Below are 20,730 nucleotides of genomic sequence, written 5' to 3'. Positions count from 1 at the left end.
AGGGCTGCTCCCGCATTTAACAAAAGAGCCGTTTTCTTGCTGCCCTGAATCTCATTGGCCAAAAGTCCCTTGGTAATTGCAGCATTTTCCGCCGCATCTCCCCCCACAAGCTCCTCTTTTTTCCCTCTTTCCAAATGGAAGTCCTCCGGAGCAATCTCAAAGATTCGGCTTTGTCCATCCCTTAATTCGCAAACCAAAGTCTTGTCGGAAACGGAAATCTCATCCATGCCGTCCTCTCCGTATACCACCAAAGCCCGCTTAAGCCCTAAGTGATGCAGCACCGCCGCCATAGGCTCTAAAAGTCTCTCCTGATATACCCCAAGAAGCATGGCATCCGGCTTTGCAGGGTTGGTCAGAGGTCCAAGGATATTGAAAATGGTCCGAAAGCCCAATTCCTTACGGATAGCGCCCACATACTTCATGGCGGTATGGTAGTGCTGGGCAAAGAGGAAGCAAAGGCCGGTATTTCTCAGCATTTCCTCCGCCTTTTCCCTGTCCTGCACAATGTTAATGCCCAGGGCTTCCTGACAATCTGCGGTGCCCGACTTGGAGGAGGCTGCCCGATTTCCATGCTTTGCCACCTTTACCCCTAAAGAAGCTACCACCAAGGCGGAGGTGGTGGAAATGTTGTAGCTGTTGCTGTGGTCTCCACCGGTTCCTACGATTTCCAAAACCTCCATGCCCTCATGCTTTACCTCTGTGGCATGCTCCCGCATCGCCTTGGCAAATGCGGTAATTTCCGTGATGTTTTCTTCCTCCCGCTTTCTGCAGGCCAGAGCCGTAAGAAAGGCGGTATTTTGCACCGGAGAGCTTTTCCCGTCCAGAATTTCATTCATGCTTTCGTAGCTTTCCTGAAAGCTTAAATCCTCTCCCAACACCAGTTTTTTGATACATTCTTGCAGCATACTCGCTCCTTTCTCTCCCTTACTTCTGTTCCTTTGAAGCCCTCTTTTTGGCAAAAACTATCTTTTAAACAAATCCGGCTTTTCTACTTTTCTACGCATATTTCCTTTTTTGGTAGATTATTTCTTATTTCAATAGACTCCGTAGTTCCTGAAGCTTTTCCTTCTTGCTCTCTGCCCGCATCAGGCTTTCTCCGATGAGCACCGCATCTACCCCGGCTTCCTCTAAAAGCCTTAGCTCTTCCGGTTTGGACATTCCGCTTTCCGCCACGAAGAGCTGTCCCTTTGGCACCAAATTTCTTAGAGATAGGCTGTTTTCCAGATTTACGGAAAAGGTCTTTAGATTTCTGTTGTTGACTCCGATAATCTTTGCTCCCACAGAGAGGGCACAGCGGATTTCCTCCTCATCATGACATTCCACCAAGGCATCCAGCCCCAGCTTTTCGGCAATTCCCAGAAATTCCTTCAATTCCCTTTCCCCAAGAAGAGAAACAATCAGGAGAATAGCTTTTGCTCCTAAAAGCTTGGCCTGATAGATTTGGTAGGGGTCAATCAGAAAGTCCTTCCGAATCACCGGCACCGAAACAGCTTGTGCGATTTCTTGTAAATATTGATCCTTCCCCAGAAAATACTTAGGCTCCGTCAAGCAGGAAATGGCGTCAATACCGGCAGCTTCATAATCCTTTGCGATCTGCAAATAAGGAAAGTTTTCTGCGATAATGCCCTTGGAGGGGGAAGCCTTCTTTACCTCTCCGATAATGGATAATCCCTCCTTGGCCAAGGCCTGGTAAAAGCTTTTGCCTTTGCTCTCCCGCTCCTCCAAAAGCCTTTCCAACTCCATAAGCGAAAGCAGCTTTTTCTCCTCTTCCACAGCCTTTCTTCTTTCCCTTGCAATTTCTTCTAAAATGCTCATTTGCTTCTACCCTTATGCTCCCTTACAAATCCTTGCAAAGTTTTCCAAAATCTTCGCTCCGTCCTTAGTCATGATGCTTTCCGGATGGAACTGTACGCCGTAAACCTTCCGCCCACTGTCTTCCACCGCCATCACTTCCTCCTGCTTGGTTTTTCCGGTAATCCGAAGCTCTGTGCCCTCCAAACTTTCCTCCTCGGCAATCAGGCTATGGTAGCGAGCCACCTTCATTTTCCGGCCAAGACCTTTAAAAAGCTCCGAGTCTTCCACAATGTCCACCTCGGACTGTCTGCCGTGCATGGGTTTTATGGCGTGGCTTACGGTACCCCCATAGACCTGACAGATAGCCTGTTCTCCAAGACAAACCCCAAGAATAGGGATTTTTCCTCGAAGAGAACGAATTACCTGGGGGCAAATGCCGGAATTTTCCGGTCTGCCCGGTCCGGGAGAAAGAACGATTCCTGCCGGATTCATGGCCTCGATTTCTTCCACCGTTTTCCCGTCATTTCGAATCACCTCCACCCTCTCGTATTGGGACAGCATCTGGTACAGGTTAAAGGTAAAGCTGTCGTAGTTATCAATTAAAAGAATCATTCTTCCTCCTCCCCTCTTCGAATGGCTTCCACCATAGCTCTTGCCTTGTTCTGGCACTCCTCAAATTCCTTTTCCTCGGAGGAGTCCACCACGATGCCTGCTCCGGAGCGAATGGCCACCTTTCCGTTTTTCTTATAGGCAAAGCGGATCGCAATGCAAAGATCCAGATTTCCGTTGAAATCAATGTATCCGATTCCTCCGCCATAAATGCCCCGGCGATTTTGCTCCAAATCATCAATCAGCTCCATGGCCCGAATCTTCGGTGCTCCGCTTAGGGTTCCTGCTGGAAGCACGGCGGACACACAGTCCAGCGCATCATAGCCTTCCTTAAGCTCTCCCATTACGGTGGAGCCGATATGCATCACATGGGAATAGCGCTGAATTTCATGGTACTTTTCCACCTTCACGGTGCCTACCTTGGCGATTTTCCCGATATCGTTTCTACCTAAATCCACCAGCATATCGTGCTCGGAAACTTCCTTTTCATCCTGTAAAAGCTCCATGGCGATGCGCTTATCCTCTTCCTCTGTGGCTCCCCTCTTTCTGGTGCCGGCCAGAGGGAAGGTCTGCAAAATGCCGTCCTCAAGCTTCACCAGAGTTTCCGGGCTGGCTCCTGCCAGCTCCAAGTCCTTACTGGAAAAGTAGAAAAGGTAGGGGGAGGGATTTAAGCAGCGCAGGTGTCTATAGCTTTCCAGAAGGCTTCCCTCATAGTCCGCTTCCAACCTGTTGGAGAGGACGATTTGGAAAATGTCTCCATCCTTCAAATGTCTCTTGGCCTTCTTCACCATTTGCATATATTCTTCCTTGCTGTGGAGGAGGCGGAAGTCACTTAGGCATCTGCCCGGCTCTTCCTTCTTCTGCTCTCCGCTCTTTAAGAGCCTGTGCATATTTTCCAGCTCCAGGACTGCTCTCTTATAGCCCGCCTCTCCCTCGGAAAGGGACATATTCACAATCAGGAAAATCTTTTGCAGGAAGTGGTCAAAACATATTACCTTGTCAAAGAGCATCAGGTCCAAATCCTGGAAGTCCTCCTCATCCTTTCCGGAAAAATGAAGGCTGTTCTCCTCATACTGGATAAAGTCATAGGCAAAGTATCCAACCAGTCCTCCGGTAAAGGAAGGGGCCCCGGGTATCTTGGGAGCCTTGTGCTCTTGAAGGATTTGCCGGATTAGAGCCTTAGGGTCCTTGGTAGAAAGCTTTAAGCCGGAGCTTTCTACGATTCCGTTTTTGCAGGAAATGCTTTGCTTCGGGTCATAACCCAGAAAGGTATATCTTCCCCATTTTTCTCTGTCCTCCATGGACTCCAGTAAAAAGACATTTTGAGAAATATTTTTCAAAATGGATAATGCGGTGATAGGGGTAATGAAGTCCGAAAAAATCTCTTTCATTACGGGAAGCAGACGAAGGCTTTCATCCTTCCGGTAGGCTTCCATTTCCATAAGACTTGGTCTAATCATCATTTTCTTCCTTTCTCTATGCTCTGCATGGGATTGGCTTCTTCCTTTTAGAAAAAACACTTTGACATACTTTTGGCTTTTGCTTAAAAACTGTCTTTAGCATCTCTAAAATCATTTTTGAAAATAAAAAAACCCCAGCAGAATAAAAATTCTGCTAGGGACGAAAATTAAAGTTCGCGGTGCCACCCTAGTTCACGATTCACTCGTGCTCTTAGCAAGGTACTAACATACCTCCGGAAACTAACGCATTCCTACGCGTCATGGAATACTCGGATCGCTCCTTTGACCATGCCCTCAGTGGTCCATTTGCTAAGCTGTATACTGCCCGGCTCTCACCTTCCCGGACTCTCTGTGAGCTCATACTTAACGTTATCTCCACCTCAACGGTTTTATAGTTCTAATATTTAACACAACTTGACTTTTCTCGTCAAGAACATTTTTTATAAATCTTTTTAACCGACTGCTCTGTTATAGGTTTCCGTCATCTTGGAAGCGGCCTCACTGATTTTCTGGAAGCTTCCATCGGTAGCCCATAAAATTTGCAAGTCATTCTCGGAAAATCCTTTTCCGCTTTCTTTCCGGTCAATCATCTCCTGAAGCTGCTTCTTGAAATCTCCGGCAGCATCTGCAAAGGTAGTAACATAATAGTTATTGTCAAAGCCTTCCTTCTCCGCAGCATCTTTATCCTTGGAAAGGGGCACAAATTCCAAAAGCAGGGTAGCCAGCTCGTCATAGGCAGGACGTATCTTTGTCAAATCAAGGTCGGCAATATTGGCCTCTGCCACATTGGGCTGCTCAGAAAAAGCATCAATAATTTGATTTTTCAGATCCATGATTCTCAGCATATCATAGCGGATCGTAAGGCCGTTATCCTTCATTCTCTGCATTTCTTCCTGCTGTCTTTCCACAGAAAGGCTGTGAATGGCTGCGGTATAAGCATCTGCCGGATCAATATAGCTTTGTACCAAGGGGAAAAGACGGCTATGAATTTCCTGTGCCTTGGCATACTGATCATCCTTATAGGCCTGCAAATCCCCATAGCTTGCCGCCTCGTTATAAACCTTCATGGTTTCCCAGACGATAGGCGCCAAAGTCTTTACCTGTTCATCCAGGTCGGGGAAATTGCTTCCTGCATTGGCCTGATCCAGATAGATTTGTACCTGCTCCATATCATGATCGCTAAAGCTTACAGTGGTATAATGTCCGCCTTCTATTACCTTAAACTCTGTCTCCGGCTCTACTCCCTCAAAATATCTGCCGATATTATCTTCAAAAGTACCGGTTAGGAAATTACTGAAATCCACGTAATTGTTGTATTGTGTCAGCTCATCACCGCTTTCCCCGGAATCTGCGGAAAGATTCTTTTTCAAAGCATCCAATGGGTTATTTCCGGATTCACTGCTGTCCCCGCCGCTCTCTCCGCTTTTTTCCTGCTTAATAGCGTTCTGCGCCATCTTTAAGTCTTCACAGGCGGAAAGACTGAGGGCTAAGGCAATTGCACCAAGTCCTAAAACGATTTTTTTCATACATTTTCTCCTCATCAAAAAAATTCTGTATCTTCCTTTATTTTAAGAAAAGATACAGAACTAATTATACAAAAATATAAATTTTTTACAAGAAACAGAAAGAATTTCGCAAAAAGCAAAAGCTTTATTTAGCTTATGACTTTGCTGTAGCTTTGAACCATATTAATAGATGCCCAATCTATCTTTAAAAAGCTGCCATCTACATTTGTCTGCCCATAATCCTTCTCTGTAAATGGCTCATTTTCGTCTATCCTACGAATCATTTCCTGAATCTGTTTTGCAAACTCTTTGGAATCATTGACAAATTCCGACAAATCTTCAGAAATAGTAGGGTCAGTAAACAATTCCGCATCAATTGCTTTCCGATTCCCTATCATTTTTTCGAAATCCGATAGGGTAGCCAGAAATTCCTCATAGGCAGGACGAATTTTAGATAAATCAAGCTTTATCATCTCTTCCTGGACAAGATTTTGATTTATTATTTCATCCATAATTTGATTTCGTAGAGAGAACAGCTTTAACATGTTATAACGGATAATGTAGCCCCGTTCTTTCATTGCCCGGATTTCCTCTTCCATTTTTTTTGAAGAAAGCTCATCAATAGCCCTCTTATATTCCAACAATGGAGCTTTAGAACTCTCTACCAAAGGGAAAAGACGGCTGTGAATTTCCTTTGCCCCTTCATAGTGATCATTTTTATAAGTCTCCGCCTGTCCATAAGCTGCTGCCTCGTTATAAATTTCCATAGTCTTTAAGATTAAAGGAGCCAGGGTTTTTACCGGCTTATCCACCTCAGGGAAATGCGTCCCTCCATTCGCTATTTTCATAACATGTCGGATAAAGTCAAACTCTTCCGGTGTAAAGCCTTCCTTGCTATACTCCTTCCCCTCCACCAAATGAAACTCCGGTTCATTACGAACTCCCTGAAAATAAAATACTGAAATGTAGTGATAACGAGCAGCCAGGAAATTACTGAAGCTAGCATAGATATTGTACTCTCCATTTTCCATTTTAAGATCTCCCTTTTTAAATACATCCATAGGTTGGTCTCCTAACTGCTCTGTGTTTCTTGTCTTCTCTTTCTGAAAAGTATTTTGTACCATCTTAATATCATCGCAGGCAGAAAGGCTGAAAATCATAGCCAAGATACTGATACAAAGCATAGCTTTTTTCATATATATTCCCCCAAAAAGGCATCCTCTACAGTAGCGTAGCACTCTCCTAAGCTTCCCTTTGGAAAATATTAGAAAACACATGCTCCGCAAGAGAAATTCAACGAGATATCGCACGCTCTGCGAGGGATACTCGTTATGAACAAGACGTCTCAGGCTTCGCCTGCGCCACTTGTTAAGAATAAAAAAGTTCTGTATTCTTCTATTTTTAAGAATGAATACAGAACTCATTATATAAGAAAATGCTGTTTTTACAAGTTTTACAAGAAGACTTTTTGACTACTTCTTCGCTTCCTCCAAGGCCTTCTCAACCGCATGGCAAATGCCCTCGCTACTGGTGGTGGCTCCTGCCACCGCATCCACGTCGGTACTCTGCTTTTCCAAAATTTCCGGAATCACCTTCTTCTGTGCGTCAAAGAAATATTCTTCATCGTCCTTGGTTTTCACAATGTCGATGGCAGTAATCTTTCCGCCTGAAATGGTGACTTTCACTTCCACATTGCCATTGTAGGCGGAAGCCTTTCCAAAGCATTCTCCGTCTTTATAAGCTCCGGATATGCTATCCTCATCAGCAGCTTGGGAATCGGAGGAAGCATTCGAAGAATTCGTAGAGGCTTTATCTCCGCTAGCTTCTACTGCTTTTTCGGAAGAATTAATTTCCTCCCCCTGTCCGTGCTGCTCCGATACGCTTTCCTGCGCTCTGATTTTATCTACATTTGCCTCCAGTGCGGCGCGGTATTTCCCGGCACTGTAAAAGCCGCTTAGAAAAATACAAACAATGGGCAAAATCCCCGCAATACGAAGCAAAGGAAATGTCTTTTTCTCCTTGCCTTCCTTTTGCATTCTATACTGCCGAATCCGTAAGAATCCGTAGAATCCGAAAATGAAGCTATAAATCATCAGAGTGAAGAAATAGTCTCCCTTTCCGCGAATCAGCGCTCCTTGATAAATAAAGAAAATGTGCAGGTACAAAAGCAGGTAAAAAAGATAGGACCAGTTTTGCAACTTCTTCCAGGTCTTTGCCTGCATTTTCCGCCGAACGGTCTGAAAGGAAGTGATAGTTAGCGGAATTAACAAAAGTATCATAAGACAAGACACGATAGCCGCATGAAGCTCCATCAAACTGATATGCCCCTGTCCAAAGAATAAGGCGCCAAAGTATTTTCCGCCAAAGGCCAGATTATGGGCCAAAGTAATCAAAGAGGCGCAAATAGCCATTTCCCCTCGAAGAAGATAGATGGTCTTTCTTCCGGAAAAGCTCTTGGGAAGCACCGGTGCCAGCATCACCCAGATAAAGAGAGAGCCTGCCAGCACACCCCTTTGCATGATTTTCTTAAAAAAGAAGTCCAAAAAGGGAAGTCCTCCCTCCCTTGGATAAAAAATACTTACCAAGGAAAGGAGGATACAGATTCCATACAATACTGCCGGCTTCTTCTTTAATGCTTTTCCAAAGAAATGGAAAAATGCTAAACTGCATATTAAAGTAAGAATCACAATCATTGTACGACTACCTCGAATTTCACTTCAGGATATCCGTCTGCCTTGATGGTTACAGGATAGGTTCCGGGGCCGTCAAAGTACTTTACTTCCTGACCGTCCTTCTTGTAGCTCGCCTCAGTATTTACGCTACCGTCTTCATTGAAAATGTTCTTTCCGAATCTTCTTCCGGAACCGCCCTTAAACTCCTGCTCTCCGATGGTTGCGGAGCTTGTAGAAGCAATGTAGTTTGCGATAGTCAGCTGATCTGCGTTTTCCGCAAGGCTTAACTTGTTATTTTCAAAATGGAAGTCCTCCGCCTTTAAGCCGGATTCTACCAGTACCTTAAAGGATACATCGGTAAGCTTGTCGTTAGAGAATACCAGCTGGTACTTTCCGGGAGTCATTTCCTTAGGCAGTACCAAAACACCGGCGGTGTCTGTATTAACCTCTCCCTTTACCTCACTCTTCCTACTGATAACCTTGCCAAGAGCGTAGCTGTCTTCTCCGGTGGAAAGCTGATAATTTACTTTGGTGCCTTCCGGACTGTAGCTTACCTTCTCGTCTCCGCTAACCTTGTATTCAGCAGGAGCAATCTTCTTCACATGAAGATTTACGGGAACCTCCACATCATCCTCATCCATTAAGAAGTAGGTGATTTTCACAATGTCCTTGTCCTGAATATCTTCAAAACGCTTAAACTCCTTCTGAGCCTTATGGTTGGTGTCCTCGAAAGCCACAGCGGAAAATGCCAGTTCCTCCGGCTTTGTCCAGATATTGTCCTCATGCTTTAAGCCGTACTTTGCGCCGTCCTTGGTTTCCAGAATTGCAGCCTGTACGATTTCAGAGTCAATGTCCAAACCGCTGACTTCGATTTCATAATTTCCGTAGGAGGAAGTGGTGGTAATATCCGCTTCGGTGTCCTTCGCTTCATTTGTAGTGCCTTGAGTCTTGGAAAGAGTTCCGTCGGAGTTTAATACCTTATACTCCTTAGGTTCAGTGCTGACTTCACTTTCAATAGCCCCCATCAAAGTAAGAAGAGCATTCTTGCTTTCCTTCTTCTCCTCCAATGCCTTCTTGGCATCCTCATAAAGGGACTTCGGAATCGCAACGTTCACGTGCTTAATTCCCTTATAGACAGAGCCTTCTCCCTCTACAGCGGTGTCCGCCATCACAAACTTCTCCACCTTTTCCTTAGTAGGAGAGCTGGCACTGTCATACATTCCTGTCTCCCGGAAACCGTCCTTTGTTACCTTATCCTCCGCATCCAGCTGTGCCTTCAAATCCTTCCCCTCTTCCGGAGCAATATCCTTTAATTCTCCGTAATAAAAGTCCGCATAGGGAACGGTCATCTTTACAAAGACATAATCAGACTTCTCTGCCTGAGCTGCAGTGCTTTCCGCAGCCTTCTCCGATCCTGCAGCTGTGGTGGCAATATCCTGCTTCTTTCCGCAAGCCATTACGGAGGATGCTAAAATGATGGCGGAAGCGCCAAGAATCCAATGTTTTCTCATAATACCCCTTTCTTCTACGCATTACTGCTTCGCTTTGTAGTATTCCTCACAGGAGAACAACAGTACCGTAAGGTATCTTAGCCCTTATCCAAGGGAGAGTTGTTTAACACGCAAAAAGCACCCTCCTATCTAGGATAGGCTGATGCTGATGCTTACGCTAACATCGCAGCCCTTTTGACAGATAATACAAAGCTTTTAGTTAGTTACGTCTATCTTTCAAGGCAGTATTATGACAGAGGAGAGGAAACTTGTCAATCCTCTTATATTAAACACTTATCATTCTTTATTTAATCTATTTTCCCCAGCTTTCGCAAAAAATCCGATTCTGTGGATTCCTGATAAAGAGGTGCTAAAAGCTCTTCAATCTTGGCTTTCTCTTCTTTGGAAAAATGAGAGAAGTGTACTCCTCTTTTACTTAATTTGTTTCGTAGCTCCACCCGCATTTTTTTCACGTAAGCTCTTTCCTGTAAAGCCATGGAAAAAGACACATCCCTAAGCAAAGCCCGATCTTCTTCCGACAGATTCTCTCTTGCTCTGGAAGAAAGAATTTGCAAATCTAAAACGGGGCTGTGATCATCCTCTAAAAAATACTTGGCGGAAAGATTGTGTTCCTGCCGGGCAAATTCCTCCATGGTATTTTCACTACCCTCCACAACTCCGCTTTGCAACGCCTTATAGATTTTATCTTGGGGAAGCTCTCTGGTTTTTCCGAAAAGAAGCTGCAAGGCTCTTCCCATGCGAGACTCATCCTCCACTCCTAAAATCAATCCGTCAAAATCCGCTGCAGAGGTCAGTGGCTTTTCCACGGTATAAAAATCCCGAAAGCCAAGACAATGCCACACCAAAAGCTCCATTCCCTTGCTTTGAAAATCCTCTTGAAAAATAGCTCCCTTGTCTCCATCTAAAACATTCCACATTTCCTCTTCACTGTCAAAAAGATAGGGAAGCTCCATGAGAGAGAGCTTTGCAGAAAGCTTCTTTGCGGAAGGTAGGGGCAGTCTTACCATGTCCAGATTACCGGAGCGAAACCGTTCCAACAAAGCCAGGTCGTTATCCTTGTCCTTGGGGCTAAGAATCTTAATCTCTATCCTCCCACGGCTTTTTTCCTTCACTTCTTTGGCAAAACGCTTGGTCATCTGCAAAGTGTAATCATCATTGTTCGCCAATAAGCCGTAAGTTAATACAATCTTATTATTCTTGCTTTTCATAATGGCGGGATGTCCTGTAGCGGAACATGCCGTCAAAAAGAAAAAGGAAAAAATCAGGAGCAAGGCCCAAAACGTTCGGCGAAAAAAGGGGGCTGAATCGCTGCCGGCTCCCCAATCCTCTCTTTCCAAGCTGCTCTTTTCTATTTTATCTATTTCTGTCCTATCCTTCTGAAAAGGACAGTTCCTATCCCATTTCATCCTTTACCCTCATTTCTCTATACTATTCAAATTCTTAAATCTAAAGAGTATTTCGTCAATGAGTGGTCAAAAAATAAGTAGATGGAGGGGATAGAATCGATTGCCTAAAACTATTTATGCAGTATAGGTCTGAAATTGGGGCACGCTCCCGCTAGCCTCGCCCTACAGGGGTTCTAAGCTTTTACAAGACAAAAGCTAAGAACCCGTGGGCTCAGACTGCCCCTTATTTCAGACCTATACTGCATAAATTTATCTCACAAAATCAAATTCTATCTCCCCCATCTACTTATTGATTTAGAGGGAGTCGGAAATACGCTTCTTCATCTCCTCTACTTGGAAAGCAAATTCTTTGGAAGAATACACAATGGCGCCTTTTCCGGAAAAGCCTTGAATCTGCACGGCCTGGTCGGAGCTGACTACCACTACCGGGTAGCCGGATTGGGAAAAATCATTGGCCATTTTACTTAGGGCAAAGTCTGCGGATTCTCCTTCCTTTGTGAAGATCACCTGCATTCGGGGATCCAGCTGCAAAGTTTTTCCCGGATTGCTTTTCACCCGATAGGCATCAAAAATCAAATATAAATCCACGTCATGGTATGCCGCATATTCGGAAAGCAGGGGAAGAATCTGCTCTCTTCCCGCCATCAAATCCGTTTGGGCCAGTGCCTTCCATTCTTCCTTGGCAAAAAGAAAGTTGTAGCCGTCCACCAAAAATTTTTTTCGCTTATTTTTCTTACCCTTCTTGGCATACTGGGCTCTGGCTTCCTCCAGACGAGCTTCCTTCTCCTTGGATAAAAACAATTTTTGCTCGGTACGAATAGCTTCCTGTCCCCGATTTTTTAAGGGGCCGAAGGTTCTTTCAAAAATCGCATTCAGCTCCTCCTCTAAGGAAATGCCTTCTTCGCCCTTTTTCTTTTTCTCCGATTGCTCCCCTTTGTTCTTAAGCTGTAAAGAAGCGGAACCGTTAAGCTTCAAAGAGGAAGCTCCTGATTTTCCGCCGGAAGTATTTTCCTCCCATCCGTCCTGCCCTAAAGCCGCCTCGGAAACAAACTCTTCCCCATAGTAAAGTTTTCCTGCAGTAGTAAGGGGAAGCTCCTCCGAAGGAATCCCGAAACGTTCCTCCAATACTGCTAAGGCTTGTTCCTCTTCCATTTCCTGATAAGAGGAAAATGAGAAAGAAAAACTTTCTCCCTCTCCCTGCACAAAACTTTGCAGCTCCGAAAGGCTTGTCCCGGGAATCTTTCCCAGTAGCTGATAGCTTTCTCCCTCGGAAAGCAGCTCCTCCTGCTTTCCCTTTTGTCTTTCAATCTCCTGCAAAATCTTTCCAAGCTTCTCCTGAGAAGCTGAGATTTCATAGGAAAAATACGGCATTAACAGCCGAACCCCTGCTGTAGCTTGAGCCATGCGAAAAGCCTGATACACCGCCTCCTGAAAGTCCACATAATAGGCGGAGCCTCGAGAAAAGCTTAAGTTGGAGATTTCCAAAGCATAATTCTCATAGGGTCCGGAAAGGAGCGGTCCCGGAAAATGCTCCTCTGCCCACTCAGTTTCCAAGCGGGAAACCCATCCCTCCGGAAGCTCTCCCATTTTCTCAATGGAAAAAATACTTCTTTTTTTGGAATTTTCCTGCTTCTCCTCCTCCCCTGCTTTCTGCTGCTCTCGATGAATTTCTCCTTCCATAGGAATTAAACGAAGAAGCAGGGAAATCCTGTGCCCGGGCTCCAGCACAGCTCCTCTTCCATAAGCTTCCCTACGGGGACTTTCCCCATAACGAAGCTTCGGCTTGGAAAAATGCAGTTTCTTTCCCAGCCTCTTGGCAAACAAATCCGTCAGGAGTTCTTTTTGCAGATTTCCGGACAGCTGTGCAGTGACCTCTTTTTCCGCCAAAGAAATAGAAATCCCCCACTCCGGAAATTCCTTTTGCAGCTCCTCCAAATCCTTTCGATACTGAAGAATCTCCTCTCCCTCAATAGACAAAAGGGTGGGAAAATATCCTTCCTTCTCTTTCTCTCTATGGTCATCCTCCGGAAAATACCCAAGACCTGCATTTTCCGAAATCGGCATGGTAAAAAGCATTCCCGGCTCTACACTTTCTACAGCTTCCTCTTCTACTCCTTCCAAGTGCAGTTCCAAAGCCTTTTCGGAAGGCCGCCATTCTTGTCTTAAGGAAAGACTTCCTCCCAGAAGCTTAGCCCTTCCGATTCTTCTTCCCTCCGGACTTTTGCTGATTTTATATAAAATTCCCCGCAATTCCTCACTATAGGTCGGCATTTGGCAAAGAGCGAAAATCCAGGAAAGAAGCTGGGTGATTCCCTCCTGCTTTAAGGCAGAGGTGAAGAAAAGAGGGAAAAGCTTTCTCTTCTGTAAGTTTTCCCGTAAAAAACCAAGAGGAACTCGCCCATTTTCCAGATACTCCGCGGTTCCCTCTTCAGATAATAAAGCAAGATTTTCCAGAAAATCCTGACAGCCCTCCGATGGAACTGCCTTCTGTCCTATAGCCTCCTTTTTCTCTAAAGCTACATTCTCCTTGGAATCTACCCCTTGGGAAAAATCCTCTTCCTGTAAAAATGCTGCCAAGTCAGAAAAAGCATAGGGAGAAAAATCTATAATCCCCTCACAGGAAAAGGCCTCCTGGATTTCTCTTAACAAAGCTTCCCTGTCCCCTTGGAAAAGGTCCATTTTGTTCACCACCAAAAAAAGAGGAATGCCCTTCTCTCTCGCTCTTTCAAAGAGATGCAGCTCTCGCTTTTGGATACCGTCATTTCCTTCAATCAGCAGGATACCGTAGTCTATGACCGCAAGACAGCGCTCCATCTCCGAGGAAAACTCCTGATGCCCGGGAGTATCCAAAAGAAAAAAACGCTTATTTTCTTTGGTAAAATAAACGCTTTTGGCATAAATCGTAATTCCTTTTTTTCGTTCCAGACTGTCCTTGTCTAAAACACTATCTCCATGGTCTACCCTGCCCTTTTCCGAAATTCTCCCGCTTTCATAGAGAAGAGCCTCCGAAAGACTGGTCTTTCCTCTGTCCACATGGGCCAGTAAGCCAAGTACGATATTTTCCATACGAACCTCTATTTCCGCCATTTCTTATGTATTCTCATGCTTTGGGTCAAAGAAACTTTCTAAGCTTTTTACGAAAGATTCTTTCTGCGTTTCTCTAAAAAATCCTTCTGAGCTGCTCCTAAAATCCTACTTCCATGAGGAATCTACTGTTTATGGTTCTCTACAATACGAACCAAAGCCTCCACACATTCCTCCGGATTTAAGCCCTCTTCATTCAGAATTTCATGGGCATATTGAAGGTAGAGGGCCTTTCTCTCGTTATATAGGTCTTTCAGGGTAAAGCCGTCGGGAATCGCCACCCCTCTTTTCACCGGGTCACCGATTCTTTTTTCCACCTCGGAAAAAGGCACATCCAAGAAAATCACCAAAGAAGTCTCCCGTAAATGCTCCATAGCTCTCTTTCCGTAGCAAATAGAGCCGCCCGGAGCAAGAACCGTATTGTTCATGGAGAGCTCTGCTCCCACTTCCTCTTCCAAAAGGAGAAAGCCCTCCCTTCCCCGCTCCGCAATAATTTCCCGAAGCAACTGTCCGGTCTTTTCCTGAATCACCAAATCCATATCCAGAAAGGACATGCCTAATTTTTTCGCCAGCAATACCCCTAAAACGCTTTTCCCGCTGGAGGGCATTCCGATTAAACAAATATTCATAAGACTATCCTTTCCGCTTTCTGATGTTCCTACTTTAAGTCCACTTTTTCTACTCCGGTCTTCTTCCATAAAGTCCGGCTTTTCTCTCGTCTATTTTTCGTTCTGAAGATTCTACTTTTTCTTTTCAGATGTTCGTTCTGAAAGTCCGGATTTTCTCTTACATTTGCTCCCCATAGAGGCTAAGAGGTGGAATCAGCTGTTTCTTTCTGGAAACCACATTCTCCAGCACAGCGGTATAGCCCTCCACCTCTTCTCCGGAAAAATCAAAGCTTTCCTTTTTCGGCTCCAGCAAAAAGGCATTTTGAATCAGGGTTTCTGCCCTGTGCCCAACAGCCAGAAGCAGAGTATCCTGTTTTAAAATGTTGGTGAGCATCACAAAGGCCATGTCCAGATTTTCTTCTCCTAAAGCCTCCTTGGCAAAATGGAAGAGTCTGGGCTTTAAGGAAAGAAGCTCTTCTTCATTTAAGGAGCTTACCTGACTGACGCCAAAATGAATGTCTCCTGCAGTAAAGGTCTTAAAGTCCTGATAAAAAATCTCCCGATCCGTCTTCTGCTTTAAATCGGAAGCGGCGGAAAACATTTCCATAGCATACTTTTCAATATCCACTCCGGCAATCTCCGCCAACGCTCTGGCAGCCATCTCATCGGTCTTGGTGCAGGTAGGAGAACGGAAAAGGAGGGTATCGGAAATGATGGCGGACATCATCAGTCCCGCTGTCTGAGGATCAATCTCCACCTTATTTTCCTGATACATCAGATACACAATCGTGCTGGTACAGCCAAGGGGCTGGTTTCTAAAATACACCGGTCCCAAAGTCTGAATGGTTCCCAGTCTGTGATGATCAATAATCTCCAGGATTTCCGCATTTTCCATGCCGTCCAATGCCTGTCCCAGCTCATTATGATCCACCATGATGACCTGTTTTCCGCTGGCTCCTAAAAGATTTCTACGGGAAAGCATGCCCAGATATCGGCCGTCCTTACTGATGACCGGGAAATCTCTGTGCCGCTTCTTCGCCATCACATCCTTGATTTCATCCACCGTATCCTCTTCTTCGAAGCTTAAAATGCCTTCCTTCGTCATAAAGAAGCTGATGGGAATGGACTGGTTAATCAGTCTTGCCGCCGTATAAGCATCATAGGAGGTCACCATGATAATCATGCCGTTTTGCTCCGCCAGGGCTTTAATCGTGGGGGAGGCATTGGCGCCTTCGCAAATGATGATACAATCCGCACCATTGTCCAAGGCGGAAAGCTGGCTCTCTGCTCTATTTCCCAGGATGACAATGTCATGGGGTTCAATATAGTAGTTCATCATTTCCGGATTGGCTGCCGCAATCAACACCTTTCCGTCCTGACAATTTCGGTTGGCATCTCCGGTAATCAGAGTTGCTTCCAAGGTTTCCAGGATGTTTTTAAAAGGAGTCTCTGCCGTGGAAATGATGGCAGAATCATATACATTCATATAGGACTTGGCAATATCGGACATGGTAATGAGACCTTCCAAAATGCCGTTTTGGTTTACCGCCGGAAGGGTGACCACATGACCGTCTCTCATCATCTGATAGGCCTGCTTTAAAGACATATTTTTAGAAACTCCGGGAGTCTTCCGATAGGCAATATCGGAAACCTGGGTTTTTACATTGTCCAATAAAAGAGGAGCGTCCACCTTAAAATGCTCTAAAACAAAGCTGGTTTCCGCATTGGGATTTCCGGCTCTACAAGGGATATACCGGTCTGTATTGTTAATCTTATTCTTCAAACGGGAATAAGAAATCGCCGCACAAATGGAATCCGTATCCGGATTCTTGTGGCCTGTAATCAGAACCGGTCTTTCTGTATTGTGTGGAATCTTTGATTTTTTCTCTGCCATTTGCTTTCCTCTTTCTTCTAACAACATAGGAAAATCTTAGTGCAATAGGCAGGCGCTGTCAAGAAGGGGAGTGGGAGTGAAGGTCTGGGAAAAGTTAAAAGAACACGCGCCTATGCAGTATAGGCATGTAATCGGGCACGCTCTCGCTAACCTCGCCTTCGTAGCAGTACTAACTTCAAGCTTCGCTTTGCTCGCTTTCAGTAAGTACTGACGGGCTCAGATTACCCTCTTACATGCCTATACTGCATCTGTCGCTTCCATTTAATATTTTCACAGTCCTTCACTTCGCCGGATTTCGGCAAGTACCGGCGGGCTCAGATTGCTCTCTTTCATATCTATACTGCATCTGTCGCTTCCGCTTATTTATTTACACAGACCTTCACTTTTACTAAGAAAAAATATAAAGAAGGTACAGCTGAATTCAAAAAACCATAGTAGAACCGGCACTTTACCTGCTCTACTACGGTAATCATTTATTACTGTTTTATATATTTTTCAGCTTGATATTTACTGCTGCTCCTTCTTTTTCAGAACTACAAAGCCTGCTAAGGATGCTAGGGAGATTCCGAATAGGGATGCCCAAAGTCCTGTGAAGTTGTAATCTCCGGTGGCTACGGATGCTCGGTCGGATACGCCTTTTACACTTGGACGGGATTCTCCCAATACAGTTCCCTGCTTTTTCTCAACGGTTTCCGCTACGGGAGCCACACGGTTCTCTCCTAAAACTTCACCGCTTGGTGTAGAAGCTGTTGGACGGCTTTCTCCCAGAACGATTCCGGGATTGGTAGGTGCATTGCTGACAGTGCTTACAGTCACTCTTGAACTGCTTCTTCCACCGCCGCCATTGCTTGTTCCGCCAACCCTTGGATTCACAGGAGTAGCAGGCACAACAGGTGTTTCGGGGTTTACCGGCTGTGCAGGCTGCTCCGGGTTAACAGGATTTACGGGCTGCACAGGATTGTTCTTCGGCTCTACTGTGTTCATTTTTACGGTAAGAAGAACCTTGTCATTTCCTTGACCGGACACCTTGTCTCTACCGGCATCATTTTGCACTGCCCCCCAAACATAAGAGGTATTACCGGAAGCATAAACATACCATAAATCAGACTTCATATATCCTACTAAAGTTCCGGCAATACTTCCCTCTGTGCTAATGTTCTTTTCTGTCGCCGTTTCCGTTTCTACTCTATTGGAAGAGGTGGCATTAATTTTTAATCCTTTCATTACCAGCTGAATCTTTTGGGCAGAATTGTTAATAAGCTCCTGCAAATTTCCAAAAACACTGGTAGTTGCATGTCTTCCTGTAGCAGGAGAGGGATTAAAGTTTTCAATAGGGTATGCTTTGCCGGTAACAGGATCTTTGCCGTAGATTCTTTCGTTAGCCGCATTTTCATCGGAGCCTTGCTTCGCCAATGGCTTCATCTGGGTTAAATCTAAATCCATAACAAGGCTTACCTTCTTCTTGGAAAAGGAAGATTTTCCATAATTAATGCGATAAATCATGGGATTTCCGTCCGCAGAACTTAGCTCATAATGCTTCTTGGCATCCTCTAAGTCCGTTGGGAGATGGAAGCTTCCCTCCAGGTCATCTCCCAAAGTAAATGTGGAGCGAAGGCCTGTCTCTAAATTGTTTACAAAAATATCATTCGACCCCGGTATAATTCCGGAAGACGCATTAATGGCGTTAGTCACTGGAGACACATCCAAATCCGCCTTCAGAGAATAGCTATCTTCCTTATTCACCGGATGTGCTGCAGTATTGGTACTGTCATAAGCTTCTGTACTCTCATCCTTTTTGATGGAAAGATCCCCTTGGAGAACTACATCTTTGTTTTTAAGCCTGGTAATTACATTATCTTCGACTCCGGGATGGCTTTCCACAATGGTCTTCTCTCCCTTGGCATCTTCTGCTGTCACAGTGGTATCTACGTGAATCACAGGTCTAGCTTGCCCTCCACGGGTAATATCTGCATGTGTGGAAATGTCTGTTCCCTGCTTTTGATCCTCCGACAGCACGGTATTCACATTGTTCGGTGCAGTGGTACCGGGATCCACTGCCGCTTCCTCTACAGTAACAACTGCCCCTTCTCTCCCGCTGGCTGTTCCCGCTCCTGGGGCTGTTGCTACTGTCGCCCCTGTTTCAGCCTCTGCCACTACTCCTGCTGTCGCTCCTGTTGCAGTTTCTGCCGCTGCTCCCGATGTCACTCCTGTTGCAGCTTCTGCCGCTGCTCCCGATGTCACTCCTGTTGCAGCTTCTGCTGCTGCTTCCATTGTTCCTGTCGTTGCCGCTGTAGCAGGATTTGCATCCTCAGCTCTGGCATTCATAGGAATGGCAACCATTGCTCCTGTCATAGCCAATGCAGCTACCTGTACTTTTAAGTTCTTCTTCATTCTCATTCTCCCTGTGTTTAGAAAAGTTTTTTCAACTTTTCATATGTCTTTTTTAAAGCACTTACAGGAAAAAACAGAAGAAATTTGTACAAAGCTGCTGATACTATTGTTCTATTTCTCCTGTTTTTGCTTTAAAAAATTAAAATAACTATAAGCACTATACTAAGAAAAAAGTATAAATAAGTCAAATCTTAATTCACAAAAATAAACCGTTGCAGAACTATTTTTTTCATGTTCTACAACGGTTTAGTATTCCTTTGATAATATTTTTGCTTTTCCGTATTAACAGTAATATATAGTAAATACAGAAAAAATGATTATCGGCAGATTAATTTTCTTTTCTCTTCTGAAGAACCACAAAGCCTGCCAATGCCGCTAAAGAGATTCCGAAAAGGGAAGCCCAAAGTCCTGTAAAGTTGTAGTCTCCGGTAGCTACGGTTGCACGGTCTGATACACCCTTTACGCTTGGACGAGACTCTCCCAATACAGCTCCCTGCTTCTTCTCAGCGGTTTCCGCTACAGGAGTTTCACGATTTTCTCCTAAAACTTCACCGGCGGGAGTAGAAGCTGTTGGTCGGCTTTCTCCCAGAACGGTTCCCGGATTGGAAGGTGCGGAAGAGCTTGGTCTTGCGGGAGCAAGACTTGGGGTGCTTCCGCCGCCATTACTTGGTGCCACCGGGGTAACAGGCTGTGTCGGCTCCTCAGGTTGAACCGGCTTTTCCTTCTTTTCTGTGGTAGTGAACTTCACGGTAAGGTTTACCTTATCATTGTTCTGGCCTGTTACACTGTCCCGACCGGCATCATTCTGAATAGCTCCCCAAACATAAGAAGCTTTACCTTTTACACGATTCATACCCATGTCAGCCTTCATATATCCGACTAGTGTTCCATGAACGGTTCCTTCAGTAGTTGTGGTCTTTTCATTTTCAGTCTCTGTTTCCACTGGGTTAGAGGAAGCGGAATTCAACTTAACCCCCTTCATCACCAACTGAATCTTCTTAGCAGAATTATTAATCAGCTCCTTTAAATTACCAAAGACACTGGTCTGATAACGTGTTTTATATTCACTTGCAGGATAATTATAGTTCTCAATATGGTTTTCTTTTCCGGTAACAGGATCTGTTCCATACAGATTTTTGTAATTGGCTCCGGCTGAGGAATAACGATTTACCAATGGAGTCATCTTCGTTAAATCCAAGTCCATGGCGATGCTTACTTTATCCTTTGCAAACTTGGAATTTGCATAGTTGATACGGTAAATCATCGGGCTTCCGTCAGCAGAGCTTAGCTCGTAGTGCTTCTTGGCATCTTCTAAATCTGTAGGGGTATGGAAGCTTCCCTCAAGGTCATTGCCAAATGAGAAGGTGGCACGAAGTCCTGTCTCCATATTATTTACGGAAATGTCGTTGGAATTCGGAATGAAATCCGCAGAGGCATTAATGGAATTATTGACAGCTGTAACATCCAAGTCAGCTTTCAAAGAATAGCTATCTTCCTTGTTTACATCATGGGCTGCGGAAGCGGTACTGTCATAGGTCTCAGCTCCATCCTCTTTGGCAATAGAAAGGTCTCCCTGCATCACCACATCTTTGTTTTTTAATGCAGTAATACTATTATCCTCTAATCTAGGATTGCTTTCAGCAATAGTCTTATCCCCTTTGGCATCTTCTGCAGAAATGGATGCATTGATATCCGCTAAAGGTAAAGTGAAAAAACCAAGCTTCGCACTTGCATTCGCCTTAATATCCGTTCCCTGCTTATTATCATCCGGTACTACAGTATCCACATTGTTGGGA

General features: G+C 44.9%; 14 protein-coding genes and 1 other annotated feature. All 14 genes read right to left on the bottom strand.

Going from position 1 to position 20,730, the window contains the following annotated elements; all coding sequences use genetic code 11:
• Positions 1-905 (bottom strand): anthranilate phosphoribosyltransferase (gene trpD / locus RYO92_RS09515; RefSeq protein WP_315370230.1); only part of this gene is annotated, 905 nt, incomplete at its 3' end.
• 124 nt (positions 906-1,029) lie between these two features.
• Positions 1,030-1,815 carry an indole-3-glycerol phosphate synthase TrpC gene (gene trpC, locus RYO92_RS09510; protein WP_315370229.1) on the bottom strand — a complete coding sequence of 262 codons (786 nt, stop codon included), beginning with the start codon at positions 1,813-1,815 and terminating at the stop codon, positions 1,030-1,032.
• 12 nt (positions 1,816-1,827) lie between these two features.
• A complete protein-coding gene (locus RYO92_RS09505) occupies positions 1,828-2,406 on the bottom strand; it encodes an anthranilate synthase component II (RefSeq protein WP_315370228.1) in 579 nt (192 codons plus the stop codon).
• Positions 2,403-3,866, bottom strand: coding sequence for an anthranilate synthase component I family protein (locus RYO92_RS09500; RefSeq protein ID WP_315370227.1), 1,464 nt, complete (start codon positions 3,864-3,866; stop codon positions 2,403-2,405). The genes RYO92_RS09505 and RYO92_RS09500 overlap by 4 nt, the downstream gene beginning before the upstream one ends.
• Positions 3,867-4,016: 150 nt before the next feature.
• Positions 4,017-4,256 (bottom strand) — a binding site (T-box leader).
• A gap of 59 nt (positions 4,257-4,315) precedes the next feature.
• Complete coding sequence (locus RYO92_RS09495) at positions 4,316-5,389, bottom strand: DUF3829 domain-containing protein (protein WP_315370226.1); 1,074 nt, start codon at positions 5,387-5,389, stop codon at positions 4,316-4,318.
• A 128-nt stretch (positions 5,390-5,517) separates the two neighbouring features.
• The gene (locus RYO92_RS09490; RefSeq protein WP_315370225.1) at positions 5,518-6,564 is read right to left on the bottom strand and encodes a DUF3829 domain-containing protein; all 1,047 of its coding nucleotides are present in this window, start codon (positions 6,562-6,564) and stop codon (positions 5,518-5,520) included.
• Between the two features lie 276 nt (positions 6,565-6,840).
• Positions 6,841-8,061: an FMN-binding protein gene (locus tag RYO92_RS09485; protein WP_315370224.1), complete on the bottom strand. Its 1,221-nt coding sequence runs from the start codon at positions 8,059-8,061 to the stop codon at positions 6,841-6,843.
• Entirely contained in the window at positions 8,058-9,551 is a 1,494-nt protein-coding gene (locus RYO92_RS09480) for a hypothetical protein (RefSeq protein WP_315370223.1), read from the bottom strand. The genes RYO92_RS09485 and RYO92_RS09480 overlap by 4 nt, the downstream gene beginning before the upstream one ends.
• Before the next feature lie 287 nt (positions 9,552-9,838).
• On the bottom strand, positions 9,839-10,759 hold the full coding sequence (gene dctP / locus RYO92_RS09475) for a TRAP transporter substrate-binding protein DctP (protein ID WP_315370222.1): 921 nt from the start codon (positions 10,757-10,759) through the stop codon (positions 9,839-9,841).
• Positions 10,760-11,251: 492 nt separating this feature from the next.
• A complete protein-coding gene (locus RYO92_RS09470; protein WP_315370221.1) occupies positions 11,252-14,044 on the bottom strand; it encodes an NYN domain-containing protein in 2,793 nt (930 codons plus the stop codon).
• A gap of 122 nt (positions 14,045-14,166) precedes the next feature.
• Positions 14,167-14,670 carry a shikimate kinase gene (locus RYO92_RS09465; RefSeq protein ID WP_315370220.1) on the bottom strand — a complete coding sequence of 168 codons (504 nt, stop codon included), beginning with the start codon at positions 14,668-14,670 and terminating at the stop codon, positions 14,167-14,169.
• A 157-nt stretch (positions 14,671-14,827) separates the two neighbouring features.
• Positions 14,828-16,543, bottom strand: a complete 1,716-nt coding sequence (locus RYO92_RS09460; protein ID WP_315370219.1) for a putative manganese-dependent inorganic diphosphatase — start codon at positions 16,541-16,543, stop codon at positions 14,828-14,830.
• Positions 16,544-17,050: 507 nt separating this feature from the next.
• Entirely contained in the window at positions 17,051-18,934 is a 1,884-nt protein-coding gene (locus tag RYO92_RS09455; RefSeq protein ID WP_315370218.1) for a cell surface protein, read from the bottom strand.
• Positions 18,935-19,262: 328 nt separating this feature from the next.
• Positions 19,263-20,730: cell surface protein (locus tag RYO92_RS09450; protein WP_315370217.1), on the bottom strand; the 1,468-nt coding region annotated here is incomplete at its 5' end.

This window comes from Oribacterium sinus, assembly GCF_963553175.1.
Taxonomy (GTDB): Bacteria; Bacillota; Clostridia; order Lachnospirales; family Lachnospiraceae; genus Oribacterium; species Oribacterium sinus_B.
The sequence above is the reverse complement of the archived record's forward strand: the minus strand, read 5'-3'. Positions and strand labels throughout refer to the sequence as shown.